Annotated in this window: 15 protein-coding genes; 1 reads left to right on the top strand and 14 read right to left on the bottom strand. The window is 51.7% G+C overall.

The genetic code is table 11. The annotated features are described in order from the left end of the window. Nucleotides 1-95: 95 nt before the first annotated feature. Both ACO1NT_RS03445 and gcvH read right to left on the bottom strand, forming a co-directional pair. The gene (locus ACO1NT_RS03445) at nucleotides 96-518 is read right to left on the bottom strand and encodes a VanZ family protein (RefSeq protein ID WP_449047001.1); all 423 of its coding nucleotides are present in this window, start codon (nucleotides 516-518) and stop codon (nucleotides 96-98) included. Nucleotides 519-612: 94 nt separating this feature from the next. Beyond that, on the bottom strand, nucleotides 613-993 hold the full coding sequence (gcvH, locus tag ACO1NT_RS03440; protein ID WP_449047000.1) for a glycine cleavage system protein GcvH: 381 nt from the start codon (nucleotides 991-993) through the stop codon (nucleotides 613-615). A 250-nt stretch (nucleotides 994-1,243) separates the two neighbouring features. Between gcvH and ACO1NT_RS03435 the strand changes: the two genes are divergently transcribed. Beyond that, nucleotides 1,244-2,440 (top strand): anhydro-N-acetylmuramic acid kinase, encoded by a 1,197-nt coding sequence (locus ACO1NT_RS03435; RefSeq protein ID WP_449046999.1) that lies wholly within the window; start codon nucleotides 1,244-1,246, stop codon nucleotides 2,438-2,440. 1 nt (nucleotide 2,441) lies between these two features. Here ACO1NT_RS03435 and ACO1NT_RS03430 read toward each other — a convergent pair whose 3' ends face one another. The 12 genes from ACO1NT_RS03430 to ACO1NT_RS03375 all read right to left on the bottom strand — a co-directional run bounded on the left by ACO1NT_RS03430 (nucleotide 2,442) and on the right by ACO1NT_RS03375 (nucleotide 21,360). Beyond that, the gene (locus ACO1NT_RS03430) at nucleotides 2,442-3,116 is read right to left on the bottom strand and encodes a DUF2461 domain-containing protein (protein ID WP_449046998.1); all 675 of its coding nucleotides are present in this window, start codon (nucleotides 3,114-3,116) and stop codon (nucleotides 2,442-2,444) included. A gap of 20 nt (nucleotides 3,117-3,136) precedes the next feature. Further along, on the bottom strand, nucleotides 3,137-3,937 hold the full coding sequence (locus ACO1NT_RS03425) for a phosphatidate cytidylyltransferase (RefSeq protein WP_449046997.1): 801 nt from the start codon (nucleotides 3,935-3,937) through the stop codon (nucleotides 3,137-3,139). 6 nt (nucleotides 3,938-3,943) lie between these two features. Beyond that, on the bottom strand, nucleotides 3,944-4,162 hold the full coding sequence (locus ACO1NT_RS03420) for a putative signal transducing protein (protein ID WP_449046996.1): 219 nt from the start codon (nucleotides 4,160-4,162) through the stop codon (nucleotides 3,944-3,946). Next, the gene (locus ACO1NT_RS03415; RefSeq protein ID WP_449046995.1) at nucleotides 4,143-5,108 is read right to left on the bottom strand and encodes a CPBP family intramembrane glutamic endopeptidase; all 966 of its coding nucleotides are present in this window, start codon (nucleotides 5,106-5,108) and stop codon (nucleotides 4,143-4,145) included. Before ACO1NT_RS03415 ends, ACO1NT_RS03420 begins: the two co-directional genes overlap by 20 nt. Nucleotides 5,109-5,178: 70 nt before the next feature. Further along, nucleotides 5,179-7,074 carry a heparinase II/III domain-containing protein gene (locus ACO1NT_RS03410; RefSeq protein WP_449046994.1) on the bottom strand — a complete coding sequence of 632 codons (1,896 nt, stop codon included), beginning with the start codon at nucleotides 7,072-7,074 and terminating at the stop codon, nucleotides 5,179-5,181. Between the two features lie 11 nt (nucleotides 7,075-7,085). Next, nucleotides 7,086-8,279, bottom strand: coding sequence for a glycoside hydrolase family 88 protein (locus ACO1NT_RS03405; protein WP_449046993.1), 1,194 nt, complete (start codon nucleotides 8,277-8,279; stop codon nucleotides 7,086-7,088). Between the two features lie 22 nt (nucleotides 8,280-8,301). Further along, nucleotides 8,302-10,551 (bottom strand): polysaccharide lyase family 8 super-sandwich domain-containing protein, encoded by a 2,250-nt coding sequence (locus ACO1NT_RS03400; RefSeq protein WP_449046992.1) that lies wholly within the window; start codon nucleotides 10,549-10,551, stop codon nucleotides 8,302-8,304. Nucleotides 10,552-10,603: 52 nt separating this feature from the next. Beyond that, nucleotides 10,604-11,617, bottom strand: a complete 1,014-nt coding sequence (locus tag ACO1NT_RS03395; RefSeq protein ID WP_449046991.1) for a DUF5627 domain-containing protein — start codon at nucleotides 11,615-11,617, stop codon at nucleotides 10,604-10,606. Then, a complete protein-coding gene (locus tag ACO1NT_RS03390) occupies nucleotides 11,617-13,368 on the bottom strand; it encodes a RagB/SusD family nutrient uptake outer membrane protein (protein WP_449046990.1) in 1,752 nt (583 codons plus the stop codon). Before ACO1NT_RS03390 ends, ACO1NT_RS03395 begins: the two co-directional genes overlap by 1 nt. 11 nt (nucleotides 13,369-13,379) lie before the next feature. After that, on the bottom strand, nucleotides 13,380-16,214 hold the full coding sequence (locus tag ACO1NT_RS03385) for a SusC/RagA family TonB-linked outer membrane protein (RefSeq protein WP_449046989.1): 2,835 nt from the start codon (nucleotides 16,212-16,214) through the stop codon (nucleotides 13,380-13,382). 35 nt (nucleotides 16,215-16,249) lie between these two features. Further along, nucleotides 16,250-18,061 carry a RagB/SusD family nutrient uptake outer membrane protein gene (locus ACO1NT_RS03380; protein ID WP_449046988.1) on the bottom strand — a complete coding sequence of 604 codons (1,812 nt, stop codon included), beginning with the start codon at nucleotides 18,059-18,061 and terminating at the stop codon, nucleotides 16,250-16,252. Between the two features lie 53 nt (nucleotides 18,062-18,114). Beyond that, a complete protein-coding gene (locus tag ACO1NT_RS03375) occupies nucleotides 18,115-21,360 on the bottom strand; it encodes a SusC/RagA family TonB-linked outer membrane protein (protein WP_449046987.1) in 3,246 nt (1,081 codons plus the stop codon). Nucleotides 21,361-21,516 lie beyond the last annotated feature (156 nt).

The following is a 21,516-nucleotide window of genomic DNA, read 5'->3' as shown; positions in this document are numbered from 1 at the left end:
GATGTACCGGCGGGCACTTGCACCCCTTGCGGAAAATGCCACATGACGAAACGGAGACCAGCACGATCACCGCAAGTGCGAATCGCACAGTTGTGTCATATTTCATAACTTTCTTTCTTGGTTTCGGTTACGCCACCCAAAGCCGCTTCGGGTCGGTAAACGTTGTGTAACAACAGATAGGCAAATACACCCATCCCCGTTCCCACGGCGTCCGCAAAAAGATCCCATACCTCTGCCGAGCGGTATGTGAATACCTTCCATTGCAAAAGTTCCGTAAACAAGGCGAATAAGCTGGAGAAAATAATTACCTTGATGGAGATGTGCCATGAGGGCCTGAAGGTCGCTGCCCGTCTTATTGCCCCATAATAAAGCAACACCGTGAAAACAAAGAAAAAGCCCGTGTGCACCAGTTTGTCTATGCCGGGGAACTTCGGCACTTCATCTGTGGCTGCCGATGGCAGGCCACACAGCACCAATACCACCCCTGCCCACAATATCGCCCATATGTAATGCTTCATGTTTTTCCCTTTGCCAGCCATCGAGCCATTATAATGCCAAAAAGAAACGACATCCGCCCCGCGGGCGGATGTCGTCTTGGTATCAAGTGATGGATTACACCGCTACCTGTGCCTCGTAATCGGCAGCCGAAAGCAGCCCTTCCACCTCGGCAGCGTTGTTCAGCTTTACGCGCACGAGCCAACCTTCTCCATAGGGATCTTGGTTGACCAGCTCCGGTGAGCTGTCAATCTTATCATTGACCTCCAATACGGTAGCTGCAACGGGCATAAATAGATCCGACACCGTCTTTACGGCTTCCACCGTGCCAAACACCTCGTCTTGTGCCACGTCATCGCCCACCGTATTGACATCGATGAATACGATATCGCCAAGCTCGCGCTGCGCAAAATCGGTAATCCCGATAACGGCTTCTTCACCCGATACGCGGATCCATTCGTGATCTTTCGTGTACTTTAAATCTTTAGGAAAAGTCATTTGAATACGATTTGTTAACTAAATTCATGCATGCATCAGCGCCGAAGTTTACCGAAACGGCACCAGTGCCGGTTAAAACACCCTCCAAACTTAGATAAAATTGCTATTATAAGCAATATAAAAACCTGAGTTCGATTATTACTTGTTGCTCAGAGCGCTTTGGAAAGGGTCAGATTCAACCGGGAACGCCAAGCCGTGGCGGAATGAGATGACGGCATGCAATCACAAAAACACCTATCTTTAGGGCATTATGAATGTACATGTCGATAAACTATATGCAATAGCCAGGCAGCCCCAGCGATTGGTCATCGGCCTAATGTCGGGCACCTCCTTGGATGGTCTTGATATTGCGCTGTGCCGAATAGCGGGGAGCGGCACCGATACCGCACTTGAGCTTCTCCGGTTTGACACGAAAGCGTATACCGATGATTTCCGCGAACGGGTACGGCAGATTTTTGCCAAACGTACCATTGACCAGCAAGTGCTCAGCGGCCTCCATGCGCTCATCGGGCAAACCCATGCCACACTCGTAAACGCGGCATTGCGCGACTGGGGGATGCCTGCTGGCGATGTCGACCTTTTGGCGAGCCATGGCCAAACCGTATTCCATGCACCGCGGTCGCTTACCGGCACGGCCGACTATCCGAACAGTACGCTGCAGTTGGGCGATGGCGACCACTTGGCCGTTGGCACTGGCATCATAACCATCTCCGACTTCAGGCAGAAGCATATCGCCGCGGGCGGTGAGGGGGCACCGCTGGCTGCCTATGGCGACTATCTCTTGTTTACCGACCGCCATGAAACGCGCGTGCTGCTCAACATCGGCGGTATAGCCAACTTCACGATCCTTCCCGCCACGGGCAGCGGCAACCCCTGCTTTGCCACGGATGTGGGGCCCGGCAATACGCTGATGAACCAATATATGCTAGCAAATCTGGGTGAAGAGATGGACCGCGATGCCCGCTTGGCACTAACAGGTGCCGTAAATGGGCAACTGCTGGAAGCTTTGCTCAGCCATGACTTTTTTACTCTTCCTTTTCCTAAAACCACCGGGCCAGAGCTGTTTAATCTTGATTACCTTCGTGAAGCACAGCGAGCCAGCGACACCGAACGCCTTAGTAAGTCAGATGTGATGGCGACATTGGCCGCCTTCTCCGCTTCGGCCATCACCGCGGCCATCCTCCGGGCCGCGCAGGGATACGGCCATACCCATGTCTACATCAGCGGTGGTGGCCTCCACAACCCCTTGCTTGTGGACCGCATAACCCATGGTGTTAAAGGCATACCCGTCTCCTCTTTCCAGGATTTGGGGCTTCTCCCCGATGCGAAGGAGGCCGCCCTTTTTGCCCTGTTGGCCAATGAGACCGTAGCCGGAAAAGCCACCCATGCTACGGCGATACTGGATTCACCGGCGGTATGCATGGGGAAAATCAGCTTCCCCGCGTAGGTCACTCGTGGCCAAGGGCCTCATGGAGGAACAATTTGAAATCGTACATCCGGCGATAGGCCTTTAAAACGCGGTCCACGCCATCCGCTTGTTGCAGCTCGTCATCCGTAAAGGACTCGAACGCGGTGAAGCTTTTGAGTTTAAGCCAATCGATATAGGGATTGTCTTCACTGAACCCCACGGGCGGCCTCTTGAGCGTGTCTTGCATATCGAGCCGGCAATATTTTTTAAACGCCGGTTCGTTCACGATTGCCTGGAGATGGACTCCGTTGTAGTCTATCTCTTGCCGGATGGCCGTAAGGTGTTCTTTTTCCGGCCGCCAATATCCGGCTGCCGCAAAGCTATTGCCCGGTTGGATATGTATGTAATACTCGGGGCCATTCAACTTGCGGCCGGCCGTAGAAATCCCGGCACCCAGCCAGGTTTTGTAAGGCGTTTTATCCTTGCTGAAACGGGTGTCGCGATAAATCCGGAAAACACACTTCGATACGGGTATATCCGCGGAAATGTAGCGGTCCCATTGGGCGAGGCCATCGATCAGCCCGGCAGTGAAATCTTTCATGTTCTGCCAAGCGTGCTCATACGGGCCCCGGTGTTCCTGAAACCACTCCCTATCGTTGTTTTTTTTAATAGCCGAAAGGAAACCAAACGTGTCAGCATGTATATTGGATTGCATGATGCGATGTGTTTTTATAATCAATACGCCAATTCGAGAAATACGAGTACCGCCGGGGCAGCGAACAGCAGGCCGTCGAAGCGGTCGAGCACGCCGCCATGCCCCGGTAATACAGCACCGGAGTCTTTTACCTGCTGGCTACGTTTGAGCATCGACTCCACGAGATCACCAAAGGTGCCGAACAACGAAATAACCAAAGCCATCCCTACCCATTGCCAGCTTACCAGTACCGCAAAGTAGTGCGCCAGCACAAGGGCGGTTATGAGTGCCAGCAACACTCCGCCCACAAATCCTTCCCAGGTTTTGTTGGGCGATATGCGTTCAAATAGCCGGTGCTTGCCCAAGAACTTCCCTGCCAAGTACGCCCCGGTATCGTTGCCCCAAAGAATCAGCATGAACCCCAGCGGCAAACGATGGTCAAATGCTCCCGTGACAAAACCCAGCGAAAAAAAAGCGACAAACGGCAATACCACATACACCAAGCCCAGCAATGTGTAGGCGATACCACCGAAAGGCTTCCCGTTGTTCTGGTAAAGCGGTATGATAAAAGCTGCGGCAACTAACGGGATAAACAGCAGTAGGTAACGGGCATCGAAACCGACCAAGCGGTAACTGGCGAACAGCCCAAACCCCAATATGCCCAGCGCCAAGCCCACGAACCGGTTTGGCCGCCCACTATCGTCACCGACGATCCGGTAAAATTCCGCTGTGCAATAGATGCTAAGCAGGATGAAAAAACCTGCAAAAACATAACCCCCCAACAGCATGGAGGCGACCATAATGATGACAAAAAAGAGGGCTGTGATGGCGCGTGTCTTCATCGGTGGTTATTGTCCGCTGTCTGCATCTCCCATTTCCGCAATCAAGCCCGCCGCAAATGTTTCCTCCGATTCGTGGACGTATAGCTCCACCTGGCCAAACCGGTAAGACGAATCCTGCTTGTTCATCATCACGGCCGACACACCATGTTCTTCAAGCATCTGCTTGGTAATCTCTGCCCGAACGGAGTTGTCGGTACTGAATAGTTTAACCCATTGTTTTTCCATGGCGTCTTGTGTTTCTTTCCGTGGCCGTCTTATGGTATTGATAGAGCAGTACTCCTGTAAGTACGAAACTAATAAAATAAAGGTAGGAGGGGATTTGCTCGCCGAAGTTCATGTCGTCGAGCGACCTTCCTTGCCGTTGCAGGTAAAACGCGGATATTACCGCCGTGGCGTTGTTGATAAAATGCGCCAATACCGGTAGCCAAATATTCTTTCCCCACAGCAGTAGGTAACCGAACAGTGCCCCCAGCAACATCCGCGGCAGGAAACCATAAAATTGAAGGTGTATGGCACTGAATACGAGGGCGGTGGCCCATATGGCCGCATGCGGATTGCGGAACCACCGCATTAGGATGCCCTGTACGCACCCACGGAAAAGGAATTCTTCGCCGATGGCGGCAATGACCGCCACGATAAGGAGGTTGGTGAAAAGCCCCCCATACGTCGTATCAGACAGGAATATCCGAGTCAGCTGTTCGAGTTCGGCTTCTTTTGCCTTCATCCAGTTTTCCAGTCCCGACAACGCTTCGGGCAGCACCAATCGCTCATTGAGCTTAATGGCTTGCTCGAAAATAGGAGCCGAGAAAAACATAATGCCTATCATGATAAACCACAATTGTGGATTGACGGGTGCATGGAAGTTGAGGTAACGATGGCGACGCTTCTCGATAACGCCCATCAGCAATGCGGGGAACACGAACATGCCGATGCTCGAACCAGCCTGGACGATCTTCAGGAGGTTAGCATTGGATAGATCGCCCGTCAGGAGCCCTTCTACGTTGCTGAGGCCGGCCGATCCATTCATCACCGCCAGCCCGATGAACATCGAGAGCATACCGAATACGATTGCCCCCGCGAAAACCAGCGCCAGCAGCAGGATCAATGATGTAATGGGATGGTTCTCTCCAGGTTGCTGGAGTTCTTCCCGGAACGCATTATGCTCGGTCATTGGGCATGCATTAATTTCGGGATGAAGATACGGATTGCCGCTGACACTCGGAAACAGGGGGAGGAATTAGCTACCTATCTCCGGCCAACCGGATACGGATCGTTTCACTCGCTTGTTTCATCGTCCACCGTGGGATACGCAATTCTATCCGCTTCAATCCCTTGATCTGCCGATCCAACGCTAACGGCGCCGGGTCTAGTGAGACAACGGAAAACCGGAGGCCGGGGTGCGACAGGTTTTCAACGCGTAGCGACTTGCCATCCTGTCTCAACAATGCTCCGTCAGGCTGGATGACCACGTCGGCCGTCGTCATCAGTTGCCAGACCACTTCTTCCGTTTTCTCAGACGGGGATATTTCATCTTCTATCAACAACGACGTAGGGCTGTCTTTCACAAACCTGCGCTGGGCCGAAGCCAACAGATCGCCGAACGCCGCGGAGAGGTCAACGGTCGCCTCCGGCATGGCACCGTCTTTGAAGTCCTTTATGGTAGCCATTCCATCAACTTGGTGCAACTGGCCGTTTACAGTGAGGGTGCTATGGCCGAAGTTATTTTTGGTCAGCAATGTCCAGCGTTGGCTGTTCTGGCTTTTCCCCCACAACTCAAAACCCGTTTTCTCGAGCTCTTCGTAGCTTTGGTTGCCGGGATCGATCACCCAACGTACACCATCCAATTCAAACACAAACGAACCACCGTCCATATTGCCGTGGTTTACCGTACCGCGGCCACCCTTCCCCCCGAAATAATATTGATGGGAGTCATCAGTACCTCCGGTGAAAAACACCACCGGGTTGGATCCGCCGCCTTTCCAGGCGGTCGGGATGCTACCCTCGGCTTCCTCTTCAAACTGGGCTAGCCACACTAAACCCGCTCCCGCCAGCCTCGACAGGCGGCCCATGTCATCCACCGGCTGTAGAAATCGATCCCGCTCAAAATAAGCGGCATTCCCTGTGCGTTTAGCGAACCACGCCAGCACGACATCGCCGTTCTGCCCCCGGCGGTCACCGCAATCTGCGAAATTGTAATACATTCCCGAAGGTGCTTTGGTGAGCACCCTAAACGTAGCGCTCTCCAGAAACCCCGGGAAATCCCCATACCCAAAGTCTGTGCCGAAGGCGCTTTCCAGCATCGCAATGGTTATGACGGAGAAGCCCGTCCCGTAATCCCAATAGGTTGACCCTTCCGGATAAATACCGCTCGGCATGTATTCGTGGAGGGCGTTGGGTAACCCATCGAGTGCCCGGTGCAAAGTTTTTGCCGCTAACTCGGGATCTCTTTCGGCAATAGCGATGGATGCCGCAATCATTCCACCGTTGCACACCTGGTTCCAGTTGTTGTTGCCGTAAGCCCACCAGGCATTTTTATTTTCCGTTGGCCAGCTCGGCATGATGCCTTTTTCAATAAGCGCCTTCTCGGCCTCTTCAATGGTGGCTTTAGGTAGGTCTCCAGCGGTCCAATCGAGCGCAAGGGCAACTGCCAACGCCATCTCGCCTACATCCAGGTAGTGCGATGGGTTCCAATCGGAAAACCGACAAACGGCCAGCACTTCGTCATTGATGCGTTGTAGTATGGCGGGATCCTTTTCGATACGGTATACCATACCCAGCATATTTACGCGACGTAGCATTTCCCTAGAAACAGAAAGTAACCGCCGACCGATTTTCTTACGTTCCAGCAATGGTTCGTCGGGAATTGCCGAAGCGTCATGTTTAATCGCCTTATACATATTTTGTATAACCGGATCGGTTTTCAGCTGTTGTTTCAATCGCTTCTCAATGTCACGGTTGAGCACTAGCCGCGGCTGTGCTTTCCGCAGGTGCCTTTTTACATACCTTACATCGATGGGATTTTGTAATTTCGGGCCATCTTCGGTACCCGTCTGCGCATCCGTGGTAAAAGACACCGATGCGAACAACAGCAAAAAAAAGAACAAGCGATAAACGGGGCGTTGTGTTTTAGTATCCATGGGTTTGCATTTTAATGAGCTAATAATTGTTTGTATCGAATCAAAGCCTCTACATAATAATAGTCGGCGTACGACAGTGGCACATCGATTTCACTGTTGCCCGGAAAATGTCCGGTTGAATGCATCAGGAGAAATCCGCCGTTCGTGCCGGTAGCTGCTTTATATGCAGGCGAAGAAAGGCTGGTGAGGATATGTTCCGCCGCTTGGAGAAAGCGTTTGCTTTCCTTGCCCTTGACCATACCCGATAGTTCAAGCAGTGCCGATGCCGTAATAGCCGCGGCCGATGCATCGCGCGGCACGTCGGGGCCGGAGACGCTATAATCCCAGTAGGGAATGCCATCCGCCGGGAGATTGGGGTGGTCCAGTATGAAGGCTGCAATCTTCCGGGCCTGATTCAGGTATGCTTTATCTTGGGTGTCGCGGTACATCATGGTGTATCCGTAAAGACCCCAGGCTTGCCCCCGCGCCCAGGCAGATTCATGGTGGGCACCCTGGTGGGTATGTTTGTTGCGCACGGCTCCGGTCTCGGGGTCATAGTCGATAACATGGTACGAGCTATTGTCTTTCCGGAAGTGATGTTTCAATGTGGTGTTGGCATGTATTCTTGCTATGTCTGCATATTTTGAATCGCCTGAGATGCGCGATGCCCAATTCAAGAATTCGAGGTTCATCATATTGTCGATAATCACTGGAAATTTCCATTTATCGCCATTATGATCCCAAGAACGGATGCAGCCCACCGTAGGATTAAAGCGGGATGCTAGCGATTCCGCTCCCGTAAGCAGGATGTTTTGGTAATATGTGTTATCGGTAAGCCGCAGTGCATTGCCGAAGCTGCAATAAAGCATGAAGCCGAGATCGTGTGTCCCTTTGTTGTCTTTTTCTTTTTCCAATAGCTGAAGCCGCTTCTCCGCTTCGGCCAGAAGGTCTGGCTCCCCACTGTATTCATAAAGATATAAGAGCGTACCCGGGTAGAAGCCCGAAATCCAGGAATTACTTTTCGCGGTAACCAGCGTCCCGTCGGATTTATTAACGGTACGGGGCAGGACGCCTGCCGGCACCCTTGCGATTAGGGTCCTGTATTGGGCGACGGCATCGTTCATGTTCTTGTCTACAAATGCATCCGTTAAGCCCAACTTACCTTGTTGGGCATTCAACGATGTGGCCATGGCAAGGGCCAATCCGAGACCCACCATCTTTTTCATTGTTTGTCGGTATATCATGTTGTCATTTATTTACCAAAAGAAGCTTCCTGTCGCCCGGCGGAAAGGGCGCCGCACGATGCAAGCGCTGGGCAGCCAATGTGCCCGGCTGAACAAGAAACGTATCAGCAATTTTGGGGACAGTACCCAACCGGAGTGACTTTCCCGCGAGTGTGCCTCGGGGGAGCTGTACGGTGAGTGTGGTGTCGACCCCTGTGGCCAGTTGCAATCGGAATGTAATTTCCGCTAATTTACGGGTCGGATCGGCCACGGTGATGCCTTCCAACCCTTTTTCGCCGGACTTTATCATGAATAATGCCGGTTCCTGCGTTTCCAAACGCACACCTCCGGGGAACGCTACCTTACCGGGCTCGTAAAATACCGCATAGTGAATACCCAACTGCCTATTCGAAACCGCTTGCAATTTCCGGGTATTACTCACTACTTCCGTCGGTTGTTGCCGTGCATATATCCGTGTTTGCGATTCGCTTGCAGCGGGCAATACGATATATGCATAGGTTGCATTCGTTGGATGTATACCGTGATCGATGGCCAAAGTGAAGATGTTTTGCGTAATGGGGTCGTCCGTCGCATGGTCTTGATGACTGATGCTTCGCCAAGTGCCGGTGGATTTTCCTTGCCGGAGCCAGATGGGATTTGCATTTAGGACAATGTATCCGGTACTATCGTGATTAATCCACACGGGGCCCTGGATTTGTTGTTCCTTCTCGCCTGTTTCACGTTGGCCGTTCACCCAAACGGGGCCATTGGACAGGGACTGGTTCAGGGTAGTCATCACCGGTTGTTTCGCCGTTGACGTGATACCTGCGCCGAGGCAGACAATCTCATCGTCGAAAAAAAACCATGATTTGTGGGCTTTAAGCCCGGAGTGGGGGCTAAGAAGGTCGAAGGTGGCGGCACCGTATTCGCCATCGGACACACCGCCAACGAAAGCTGTCGTCCCCTTCTTCACCAAGCTATCCCAATGAGGGAACGTATCGACCTGTACTACCGTGGTGCCCGGGATTTTCCGCCAATCCCACGACGGGTATATATTGAGGTATTCGCGGCCGGTACGGGATATGAATTGGCTCCCTTCCGCATAAAAATGGTTCTTGAGGCCCTCTTCATTATAAGGGGATTCGATATTGTTCGAACGGTTGGAGTACATCCGTACGGATGCAAAGTACGTGGGGCGTTGATGGGAATGGTAATGCGAATACCAGAAATATTGATTACTACGCAGGTCGGGATGCTCCAGTTCATCCTTCCGATAGTCACTGATGCGCGCCAGTTGCTCGGCGGTATCGTCCCCGCGGTAACCTGCCGAAGACTTCCTGGAGACGTCGCGGTTTTTGATCCCGGGATCATCAAAACGACCAAAAGGCATGGCTTTGCGTATTCCGTCGAGGTAATAATCGATCACCAATGCAATGGCACGGGGCTCGAATGCAAACCGGGTGCCGCGTACGAGGTCTGCCCAGTACGCAAATGAGCTTGCGTATTGACGGCCGTACGACAGTGTGGATGGCACACCGTCGGTTCGGTGGTGGAAACTCATGTCGGGTTTAATACCGCGGTCTTCTGTTACGTAAATCTGGTCGGCCATGGTTTTAATGGCCCGCGCGAAAGCAGCCGTGTCTTGCCGGACCAGTTCGGTCACCGCGTTAATGGCTGCCATTTTGATGAAATCGCCACCCGGACGCGCTCCGAAAGCATCAAAATTGGAGCGCGATGCAATGGCGAGCCCCGCCGCAAGCTCGTCGGCGTCTAGGTCGTCGCGCATCAGCAATAGGATATTGGCCATTGCATTCGGTGTACCAATTTCGTTCCACCACCAGTTTTCACAACGGTAGTCTTTTTGTAGCCAATGGTGAAAGGCCGCCTTGAACGTGGTTAGCAGCTCTATATTGTGCGTAAAAATGCCATCGGCTTGGTTATACGCTTTGGCCATGGTCAGCAGGTTTGCTAGATGGGTGCGGTGTTCGAACCCTGTTCTGCTTGTGTCCTTATAGTCGATCGAAGGCCACGTACCGTCCGGGGCCATTTTGGCCATGATCTGTTTGGTATGTTCGGTGCTTACAGGCATATGGAGCAAATCCGTTCTTAACCGCCCGCGAATGATCTCGAAATCTGCGGCAGGCTGGGCATAGCCCCTCGAAATAACCAAGAGGGCAACACAGGCCACCATATGCAGGCTCCGTTTTCGTGTAGCTAGCCAATCGGTTGCACCTGTTTTACAATAAGCGATACGCATAAACGTTACATTCCACATGATAAAATTAGCTTGCCGATACGTGGGGCTTTTACCAAAAAAGGAACGGGCTTTACAAGGCTTGCGGCGTAAACACCTCCATCACCACGCCACGGTCACGTACAACAAATGTGTCGTTAGCTTCGTAGGTATGGGTACCGTCCGACACGGTGTAATTGACTTCCAATCCGTTGCGGGATTTATTCCCCCACGAATACGCATCCTTTTTAAACTCACCGGTTCCGCTGACCGTATAGGCAGCACCTTCAGGTGCCGACACCGTACACGCATTGCCGTCGAAATCAAGTTGTAGATTCAACGTGCCCTCCATCAACTCCGATTGGAAAGGGACGCTTATGGACGTTTGGTATCTTCCTGTGGTAACCAGTTTCGCGGTAGCGTTCTGCTCCACGAATTCGGCGCTATACGTGCGCTGCTCCACTGTTGCGCCGGCACCGTCTTTTACGGTACAATCGCCATAATGGAAATAGGTGCCGTGGAATTCATTGATATACTTGATGCCAAACATCGTAAAGTTCTTGGGGGCTTCGTCCCAGTCGCCCGTAAACCTGAGATCCGCATCGGGGCGCGATGTACGTCCATTGAGTATGGTATCCACATCGTTAGAGCCGGTCAGGCGGATGGGGATAACGTAATTCAGGCCAATCGCATCCGCATCCTCGAAAAATGCATCAGTAAGCTGGACGGTGATACCGCCGTTCATTTCCCCTTTGGGAATCGTAACCTGGCTTTCGGAGCTGAGCGTATAGTAAGCCCTCGGTAACGCACGTATCGGGTCCTCGCTTCCGGCGAAGATCACCTGATCACACAGGGATTCGTCGACCTCAAAATCGAATACGCGATTTTTGTTGTTTTCATACACCCCGCCCATGGCCACTGAAATGACGAAACGATGGGCATTGTCGTTGGTGTTGTCGTAGATGTCGTCACCCAACACGAGGGTCCGTACGGGAAACTGGTAAGGGAAATATCCCGATGTATACTCAAAATCCGGGAACGTAGGCTCGCCATTCTTACAGCCAGCGACCGCTATTACGATACAAATAATTAAAAGAAACCGTTTCATTACCAACCGTTGTTTTGTTCAAATCCAAATTTAACCACTTCCCGTTGCGGGATGGGACCGTAGTGCATGTAATCATTGTCATAGCTCCGTGCTTCGACGGTGAAATAGGAATAACTATCCCCCTCGATACGCACGCCTCTGGCGGGCTCTGTCAGGTCGGCCATCCAGCGACGTAGATCCCAAAACCGAAACCCTTCGAAGCACAATTCCAGCCGCCGTTCGTTGCGGATAAGTGCACGCATCCCGTCTTTGTCGGCGATGGAGGCTAGGTATGCATCAGGCTGTTCAATGCCTGCCCGTTCGCGAATCGCAGCAACCACATCCCGGGCACTGAAGCCTGCGATACTTCCGTCGGGGCCCCACGCCTCGTTGGCGGCCTCAGCAAAAGAAAGGAATAATTCCGTATAACGGATGTGTGTATTGAAATGCTTTTGGTTGGAAGGTGAAGCGGGATCCACATTCACGTCTTCGCGCAACAGCTTTTTCAGATAATAGCCGGTGCGCGTAGATGTCTGCTGTTGATCCAACCCATCTTCACCATCTGAACTGGCGCTGGTATTGATGGTCTTACCCTTCAATTGGCTACCGTTGTAAACGATATACAGCGACAGGCGGGGATCCCGGTTTTCATATGGGTTTTCTTCGTCGTACGCACCCTTGGGATCGTCGATCGGAAATCCGTTAGCCATCGGAAACGCATCGACCAAATTCTGTGTCGGGTTAATGCGGCCGCGTCCGTAAAGGGAGGGCGGGAAATTATCGGCCTCGCGCGCGTTGTTGTTATAGATAGGTCGGCGCCAAAGGATCTCTTGCAAGTCCAGCCGGTTACCCGTCGTGATGTCGGCGTCGTCTACCTGCGCTTTCAGGAAAAAATGATGGCCGTTCTGGTCAAGTCCGTCGACACCTCCGATGTCATTCAGTAAGTCTGCGAATGCATTGGCCGCATTTTCCCAAGCCGCAACATCATTATCCGGATTGAAGGCCGGGCTGGCGGCCAACAAGGCGAGGCGCGCCTGCATAGCCAACACATGCCTGCCGCTCATCCGTTGGAGGGCAAAGTCGCCGAACACTTCGTTGTATACCTCTACCGCGATGCCGTCAAATCCTGCAGGTACGACCCCGACTTTTCCGTAATCCGTGGGCAGGAACGTGAGTGCCTTATCAAAGTCAGCATTGGCGCTATTCACAAATGACTGAAAGTCAGCCCTTGGCGCAGCGAACTGTTCTTCGGAGGTAAGGAACTCATCGTAAACGGGGGTACCCAGCAGCTGCCCTCCCGCTGGACCACCATGGTTCCGCAACAGGAAATATTTAAATAGTCCCCTTAGGGCATAGGATTCGCCCTTGAACTTGCGGATATAAAGCTCCGCGATGTCGGGGTTCGTCCATTTCCAGGGAACGCTGTCTACAACGCCGAGGAATTGGTTTATATAAAGAATTGCCCGGTTACAATCGTCCCATAGGTTCTGTGGGTTATAGCTTGCCGACCATTCACCGGTAGCTATACGGAGATAGTCATTGAACCGATCGTTAGAGACCGCATCGTCTGTTGCCACATCATCAAACGGGTATTCATTGGTGGGTATCAACGTATACGCCGTTATGAGCAGTCCTTCTGCAAAAGCAGGGTCATCATATACCCTATTCAGGGTGTTGTGGTTGTCATTTTCGGGTTCCAAAAGGTTACATGATTGCAGGAAGAGGACTGCTATCATTACCCGAGACAAAAAGATATATAATTTACGTTCCATTTTTTGTCTTTTTAAAATTGTGCCTTCACGCCGATTGAGAAGGTCCGGTAATAGGGTTCGTTGCCGGTCCGCGTTTCCCGAATCTTGCGGTTTTTGGCGAATTGATAGACGTCGTTTGCATCCACGAACAAGTTCAAGCCTTCCATGAGCAGTCGTTTTGAGAACGCTTCCGGAAAACGATAGGTAAACTGTATCTTCCGTATTTGGAAGAAGTCATTGCTATATAGCCAGAAGCTCGATCGGCGGAAATTGTTATTATTGGTTTGCGTGCTTAACCTGGGGTAGGTTGCCGTCGCTGCGGTTTCGGGGGTCCAGCTGCCTATCACCGCCTCTGAGTATTTTTTGTTTCCGTCAATCCAGAAATAATCCCCCTCGCGGAAGTTTTTCGCGCCCCATTGCCCAGAACCCAGCATGTAGAGGCTTACATTTTTGTAACCCACCTGCAATTGTAGCCCGCCGGAAAGTGGCGCCTGCCACCGGCGCAGGTAGACCTCGTCGTTCACATCGACAATGCCATCGTTGTTCTGGTCTTTATATTTGATATCTCCCGGATGGGGGGTGCCGAAAGATTGGGCAGGGCTATTATCGATCTCCGCTTGATCACTGAAGAAACCGATGGCTTCCAAGCCAAATGTAGCATCCACGGGGCGCCCGGCACGGTACTGGTAAGTATCGTCGTAGACTTCGTCTACCACCAAACGTTCCGATGTTATATACAGGGCGTTTACACCGGCATACAGACGCCAATCGCCAAATGACCGTTGCAGATTGATACCCAATTCGGCTCCTTTGTACTCATCTTCGCCAAAATTCTCGTAAGGTATGAAATTCGTATAAAAGCTTGGGTATTGCGTTGATGGCCTGACAATCAAATCGGTATACCGATCGTAGAATAAGTTAGCTTCCACGCCCAAGAGATTTGCAAAAAACCGTCCTTCTATCCCGAAGTTAACTTCCTTGCGCTTGGCAAAACCAAGGTTAGCGTTACTTGGCCAGCTGGATATGACACCGCTCCGGCTACGCGACCCTTCATACCAATTATAACTTCCCGAGGTGGTATAGCGGCTGTCGTAATAATAGAAATCCCCGACAGGGATATCCGAATTGATGTAACCACCGGTTAACCTTACCTTTAACCAGTCTACCCAGTCTGCGGAAGCCATGAAGTCTTCTTTGCTTACCACCCAGCCGAGGCCGAAAGTCGGCGACAATCCGAGGCGGTTGCCATCGGGTAATTTCACGGAATTGACATAGGCCCCGCTGAAATCCACGAGGTATTTTTCTTTGAAGCCATAAGTAACCTGTAAGCCAAGATGGGCTTGTTTCACGCCTTGGAAACTCGTCTGCAGGTTACCCGGTTCCTTAAAGCTACTCCCGAAGCCGATCAAGTTAGCGGATACACGATGGTCTTGGTTAAACAGTCGGTCGTACGCCAGCATGCCATAGAAACCAAAGCGCCGTTTGAACGTACGGGTACCGATATCCAGTGAGCCCGGCCTGGCATCTGTGCCATGTTGGCGCAAAGATAAAATCCGATCTTCATTTTCCGCCCACACCGGTTCGTACACCGAGAACTCATTATTGATGGCCTGGTTATACAGCAAGTAATAATCGAAACTAATATTGGTGTGGAGGGAAAGCCCCTCCGTGATACTACCTAGGTCGAAATTAATCCGGTTATTGAAAAGGAATTTACGATCTACGCGTTCGTTTCTCCCACCGGAGTATCCATACCCTACCGGCGTTGTTAGGAAATTCGAGGTACCACTCAACAGATAAAGTCCGTCGATGTCATTCTTACGGCCTTGTAGAAGTGGGTCATCGGGGTCGATCAACTCGATGGGAAGCAACGGTGCATACTCATGTGGACGCTCGGTGGCGGCACTGCTCCAGAAGTTACCCCGTTGCCCCCGGTCGCTGGCAAAATAAGCGGCCGCGTCTACCTGCGTAGACACCCACTCCGCGACCTTGAGGTCCACGTTACCCCGCACATTGAACGTATTGTACCTCGCCTTGCTCCAGTCGCCGAAATCAATCAAGCTTCCCACGGAATTCCATCCCATATTGGCATAGTAATGCGCGTTTTCGTTTCCGCCCGAAAATTCTCCCAGGAAATCGAAATAAGGCTTCGTACCCCGAAGGTAGTCCGCAGAATAATAATCATTATCCGGATACCGGTAGCGGTTACCGTTACGGAAGTTGTTGATTGTCTCTTCGTCGAACTGTTCTCCTAAACCATCATTTAGCCGAGCCTGGTTGTAGTAGGCCATGTAGTCGGTTGCGTTGAGGTATCGGGGAAGTTCCAACGGTGTTGACATGCCGTAATTGATGGCAAAATTGGCATGTTGCCTGTTGTCTGCCTGACCCCGTTTCGTAGTCATCAGCACGACGCCATTAATCGCTGCACTCCCATATAAAACGGCAGAGTTGACATCTTTCAGTACGGTAATGCTCTCGATTTCCGATAGTCGTATGTTCTCCACATCCCGTGGTAACCCATCAACGATAAAGAGTGCGTTGCCCGACTGGGTGCCCGTACCGGTGAGGTCAGAGATATTGATATTAATGCCGAGCCCGCGGATATTGGTCGAGCCCAGCATGCCCAACGTCCGTCCATTAAGCACGTTGTTGGTCCAAATCGTATTGTCCTTCTTGTTGACATCAACGGCATCCACGACGGTCACGGCGCCCACGACCTGCTCGGGCTTTGCCCGCCGGAAGGCGATGTGGATGTCATGCTGGGTTGCAGCTGTATCGTTTTCCTGTGCAATGGCTGGCAACCCGATAACCGCAAGTGTTACCCAGGCGGTTGCCCTCTTCCATCGAATAATGTATTTTCGGTTCATCAATCTTCAAATTTAGATTTACTACATCAATCCGTTTACCATCCCGGGTTTTGCGGGAATCCTTCATATTGGGTGGTAAAACGCACCTGTATCGGTAACCAATTATGTTTCTTCTCTGCCGTGCGCCGTACCACTACCCGCTCGCGGATGTTGATGGGCTTGCCATCGCTTCCGCGGGCAAAATCAATCGCCGTTTTATCGAGGTACCTCGGATCATCGTTTCGGTTCCACCGCCGGAGATCGCAGAAGCGTGCCCCTTCGAAGTTTAGTTCTACTGCCCGCTCGCGCACGATCTCTTCAAAGAATGCCTCGTTTGTCGCCGTGTATTTATCGGCGATGTTGGGAATCTGGGCGCGGTTCCGCACGACATTGATGGCTGCTTCGGCTGTCATGGCGTAGTTGTTGGCCGAGGCTTTGGGCGTTCCGCCTGGGCTGAACAGTACTGCTTCGGCATACATGAGATAAATATCCGCTAACCGAAGGTACGGCACATACGCCTGGAGTCCACCTGCACGGGAAATCGTCAGTTCGCTGCCCATGGGTGAATAGCGTTTGGCATAATACCCGGTTACACTGGGGGGGCTGATTTGGGAGCGATGCCGGCCCCCATTGTAAAGTTCTGCAAAACGATCCGGGCCGGACTCATTGATAATTTGGTCGCCATCTTTCAGGATATCTTTGTAGAACCGGGGTTCGCGCCCCGTCCACGGGTCGTTTGGATCGTATCCCGACGCTGGATCGTCAATGGGGAGGCCATTGGCCATTGCGTAGTTTTCTGTATTATTGTGCGTAGGGACATCGGCACTACTGCCACTATTCAGGCCCAGCGAAGAGGGGACAGTGGCACCGAGCGTCGACCACCGTACGCGGCCGCGGTCGTAAATGGTTGGCACCATGATGCATTCGTCACCTCCCGGTCGTTCGTTATTCCAGCGCCAGAAATTATCGGTCCACGAATCCCAGCTCTGCATTTTGTAGGTGCCTGTTTCGTCGGCCAACTGCAACAGCTCGCCGAATGCTTCGGCGGCCTGCTTAGCCAACTCGGGATTGAAACTGTCGGTTCCTGTGGCCTCTTCATTGATCATTGGGCTTGCGGCATACAGCAGCGCCTTGCCGAGGTAACCGAGTGCATGGAATTTGTTGATACGGTCGCGGTTATGCCCCAGCGTTCGTTGCCCGGGGCCGGATTGATCCCAGTGAATAGGTAATATATTGGCCGCTTCGCGGAAATCCGCTGCCATCAGGAGTGCGCACTCCTGGAAATTGAGCCTCCGGAACTCATCCGTGGTCAGCTCCTCTGATGCGCCCAATGCCCGGGTGACGTAAGGCATACCGCCCCAATACCGCGCTAGTTCGAAATAGAACCATCCCCGGAAGAACAACGCCTGACCGCGCAGGTGGTCCCGCTCTTCCTGCGATCCTTGGAAAAGCCCTTCCTCGTCTAGTTTGGCGAGTGCCAAATTGGCTTTCCGAATCCCATACCATGCATATTCCCATATCCGCTTCGTACGCGAATTATTATCCCGTGTGTTCACGGATTGACCATAGAAATAGCCATGGTTCCCCCAGTAGTTGCCGTTATCGAAGGCGTAAGGGCTGTTGTTCAGGGTTTCGTCTGCGAACAGATATTGATTCCAAGCCCCTCCCTTATTGGGGTCCATAATGCAATTATACAATTCCTCTACAAACCCCTGGAAGCTGATGAAATTCCCAAAGACATCCTTTTCGGAAATATCGGCTTCGGGGGCTTTATCCAAATAATTCTCGCACGAGGTAACCATCAAGGCGATGAGTACCCAAAATCCCCGTAGGAAGCGTGCGCTGTTTCTTGTTACTGCTGTTTTCATTCGAAAATAATTTTTCTTTAAAGACGCGTCGGGCCTGCTTTTCCGTCAAAGCATCAAAAGGAAACATCTATGCCCGCATTAAACCTCCGCATGGTGGGATACGCGCCCTGCGTATCGCTTCCTCCGCTATATGAACCCTCCCGGTCGTCCGGCAGGTCAGACCAGAAAAATAAGTTCGTTCCGTTCAAGAACAGCCGAAGGTTGTCCAAGCCCATCCGCTTGAGCCATCCATTGTTTCCGAATGAATAGCCCACTTCTACGTTCTGGAGGCGCAGAAACGAAGCGTCATAGACGTAATAATCACCGACGTTCTCTGCCTGTGTCTTCCAGCGCGGCAGGAATGAACCCGCGTTGGGGTTGTCTTTAGACCAGTAGTCTACTACGTGCCCAAACACGACATCGGTATCGTAGTTGAAATTGTTGAACCCGATATAACGCGTGGCATTGGTTACACCGTAGAGCCGAGCCATGAAGTTGAACCTTTTATAATCTAACCCGATGGTGAATGCTGCAGTATTTTGCGGCGTACCGGAATAGCCAATGGGTGCGGCGTCTTCGCTAGCCTTGATGATCCCATCGGCATTAAAATCCAACAGATTGTAATACCCCGGCAACTTCTGCATATCATTGGTTTCGGTAGGCACACTAGCGTACACCTCATCCCAGTTATTATAAAAACCGGTGTTTATCAACGATTTGCGTTGATCTATGGGATACCCTTCAGCCTTTATGTGACTGTATTGCAAGGGCGGGTCATCGCGAAATATTGCCTTATTTTCGTTGTGGGTGATCGCAATCTTGGCCCAAAGCGTCGTCGAAGGAGTGAACCGCTTGTTCACGCCCACCTCCAGTTCATAGCCTTTCGATTTTACGTGGCCCAAATTGGCCGCTGGTGGCGTCGCCCCAAAGAAAGGCGGGATATTGCGGCTTCCCCCGGCAATAAGGATGTTGGTTCGGTTTTCATTGAACACATCGGCAACGATGGTGACCACGTTGTTGAACAGGTTCAAATCCAAGCCGAGGTTCTGCTTGGTTGCCGTTTCCCAATGGACATCCGGGTTCCCAATAGACGACTCCCGATAAAAGGTATAGGGGCTCGATCCATTGGAGGCGTTGTTAAGCCTTGCGGCCCCACCGAACGCATATTGTGACGAATAAAGCCAGCGCCCGCCGCCGCTGTCATCCCCTACCACACCGATGCTGTAACGGAACTTGAGCGCATCTACCCAGTCTACGTTGAAAAATGGCTCATTGGATAAGTACCAACCCAGGCCGAGGGAAGGGAAGAAGTCAAACCGATAGCCCGGTCCGAATTTCTCAGAACCATTATAGGCGCCGTTAGCTTCAAAGAGATAACGTGTCTTATAGTCATAGGTAGCCCGGAACACCCAATCCTCCCGATAGGTTTTGAACGCACTGCCCCTTGCCGATTCTTCCCGCTGGAACAATCCCATGGCCGTTATATGATGGTCGGCAAAATTCCGCGCATATTTCAATTGTGCGCGGTACATCATGCGGCGCGTAATCGGGATAAACCCGATCCAATTGGAATTTCCAATCGTTTCCTGACGGATGGTCCACGGACGGATAATCCAATCGTATTCCTCATCGCTGATGGGCAGGTACATCGTATATTCGCTCGGGTCTTGGTCAGGGCCTTTATAAAGCATCGGGTAAATCTGTTTGTAGGCCACGTTGGTCGACGCCTCACCGGGCCTTACGTGATTGGTCACGTCGAATATCCCGCCTTCGGATCGTACGTTGTTATCATAAAAAAAAGATCCGACAGCACTTAGCCCTTCGGTAATGAACCCAAGGTCCTGCTCCAAATGGAAGTCCGAATTCAGCTCGGTATAACGAGCCTGCCTTATGCCGAGATTGTATGCCACGGCCAATGGGTTGACGGTGTTGTTTCCACCCTCTTGATACGCGCCCCAGCGGCCATCCGAATACATCGGAAGGAAGAGGTTGGGAGCAAGGCCGTAAACGGACCGCCACATCCACGCATCGGCACGACTTGTGCTGCCCTCGTTATTATAGTTTGTGTTCTTTTGGCCGTAAAATCCCGCGAGATTAACTTTCATTTTGGTCCGTTCGGTGAAAGCAACATCAATATTGCTGCGGAAATTAAACCGGTCAAAGTTGTAGTTTGGCTCATATCCCTTGCCGTTATCCATATTCTGGAACATATCGCCCTCATGCAGATACGCTAGCGATCCAAAATACTGGACCATTTTGCTACCACCACGCGCGTTCAGGGTAGCCTTATGCGAAAAACCAACGTCTTTGAACATCGCCTCCTCCCAATCCACATTGGGGTAAATCTCGGCATATTCGGCAGATTGAGGTAGTTGGTAACGCTGGACGATTTCATAGGGCACATAGCTGTTCCATGATGGCTCATTGAGTACGCCTTCGCGTTCGATGATCTCGTTCTTGGCCATCATGGCGGCATATGAATCTAACTTCTCCGGTAGTTTGGACACCGCCATACCCATAGCCGTATAGTTAAAATTAAGCTGGGTCTTCCCTTCCATCCCTCTTTTTGTGGTAATCAAGATAACGCCGTTGGCACCCTTTACACCGAATACCGCTGTTGCAGAGGCGTCTTTTAATACGGATATACTAGCTACTTCGTTGACATCGATATTATTCATTGACCGTTCGACGCCATCTACCAAGATAAGGGGCTGACCACCGTTCCAGGTATTCTTGCCACGGATAAAGATGCTGGTTGCGCTTTCCCCGGTAGTGACGCCGCCTGGCTCGCCCGAGGAGGTGAGGGTGGCCACGCCCGGCAATTGCCCGGTGAGTGCCTGTGCGAGGTCAGGTTGGTTTCCTTGCCGCTTCAACTCTTTGTCTGTGGCCTGTACAATGGAGCCGATGACACTTTCTTTCTTCTGTTGCCCGTATCCCACCACAACCACTTCGCCAAGTATTTCCTGGTCTTCCTCCAGCGTGATGTCGATAAAGTCGTTGTTGCCCACGGTCACTTCTGCCCGCTTGTAGCCTACGGAAGTCAACGTCAACACATCGCCCACACTGACTCTATCCAACGTAAACGCTCCGTTATCATCGGTGGTGGTCGTGTTGTTACTGTTGCCAACGGCAACCGTGACACCGGCTAACGGCGTTCCATTCGAGTCTTTAACAATACCTTTGATCACTTTTTGCATTTCGCCGGCCATCACTTCCCCCCCTGCCAGACAGGCGAGCACCAGCAATAGTATAGACGACAGCAGGCACTTTTTAAGCCAACCGCAACAGCAATACATTTTTTCGTAATAGGTTTTTCTCATAATTTGATTATTTAAAACACAACATGTGATGTATGCCAACAAGGTGACGCAACAAATGTCAAGGCGGAAAAAAGACAAACGTTTCCATTATCTATTGCACTAAGTGTACCCTATTAAAAAAGCGGTCAACGTAAAAATTCGCCGGACAGCCCATGG

This window comes from Parapedobacter sp., from assembly GCF_053550995.1.
Note: the sequence above shows the minus strand (reverse complement) of the source record. Positions and strands in the feature narration are given on the sequence as shown.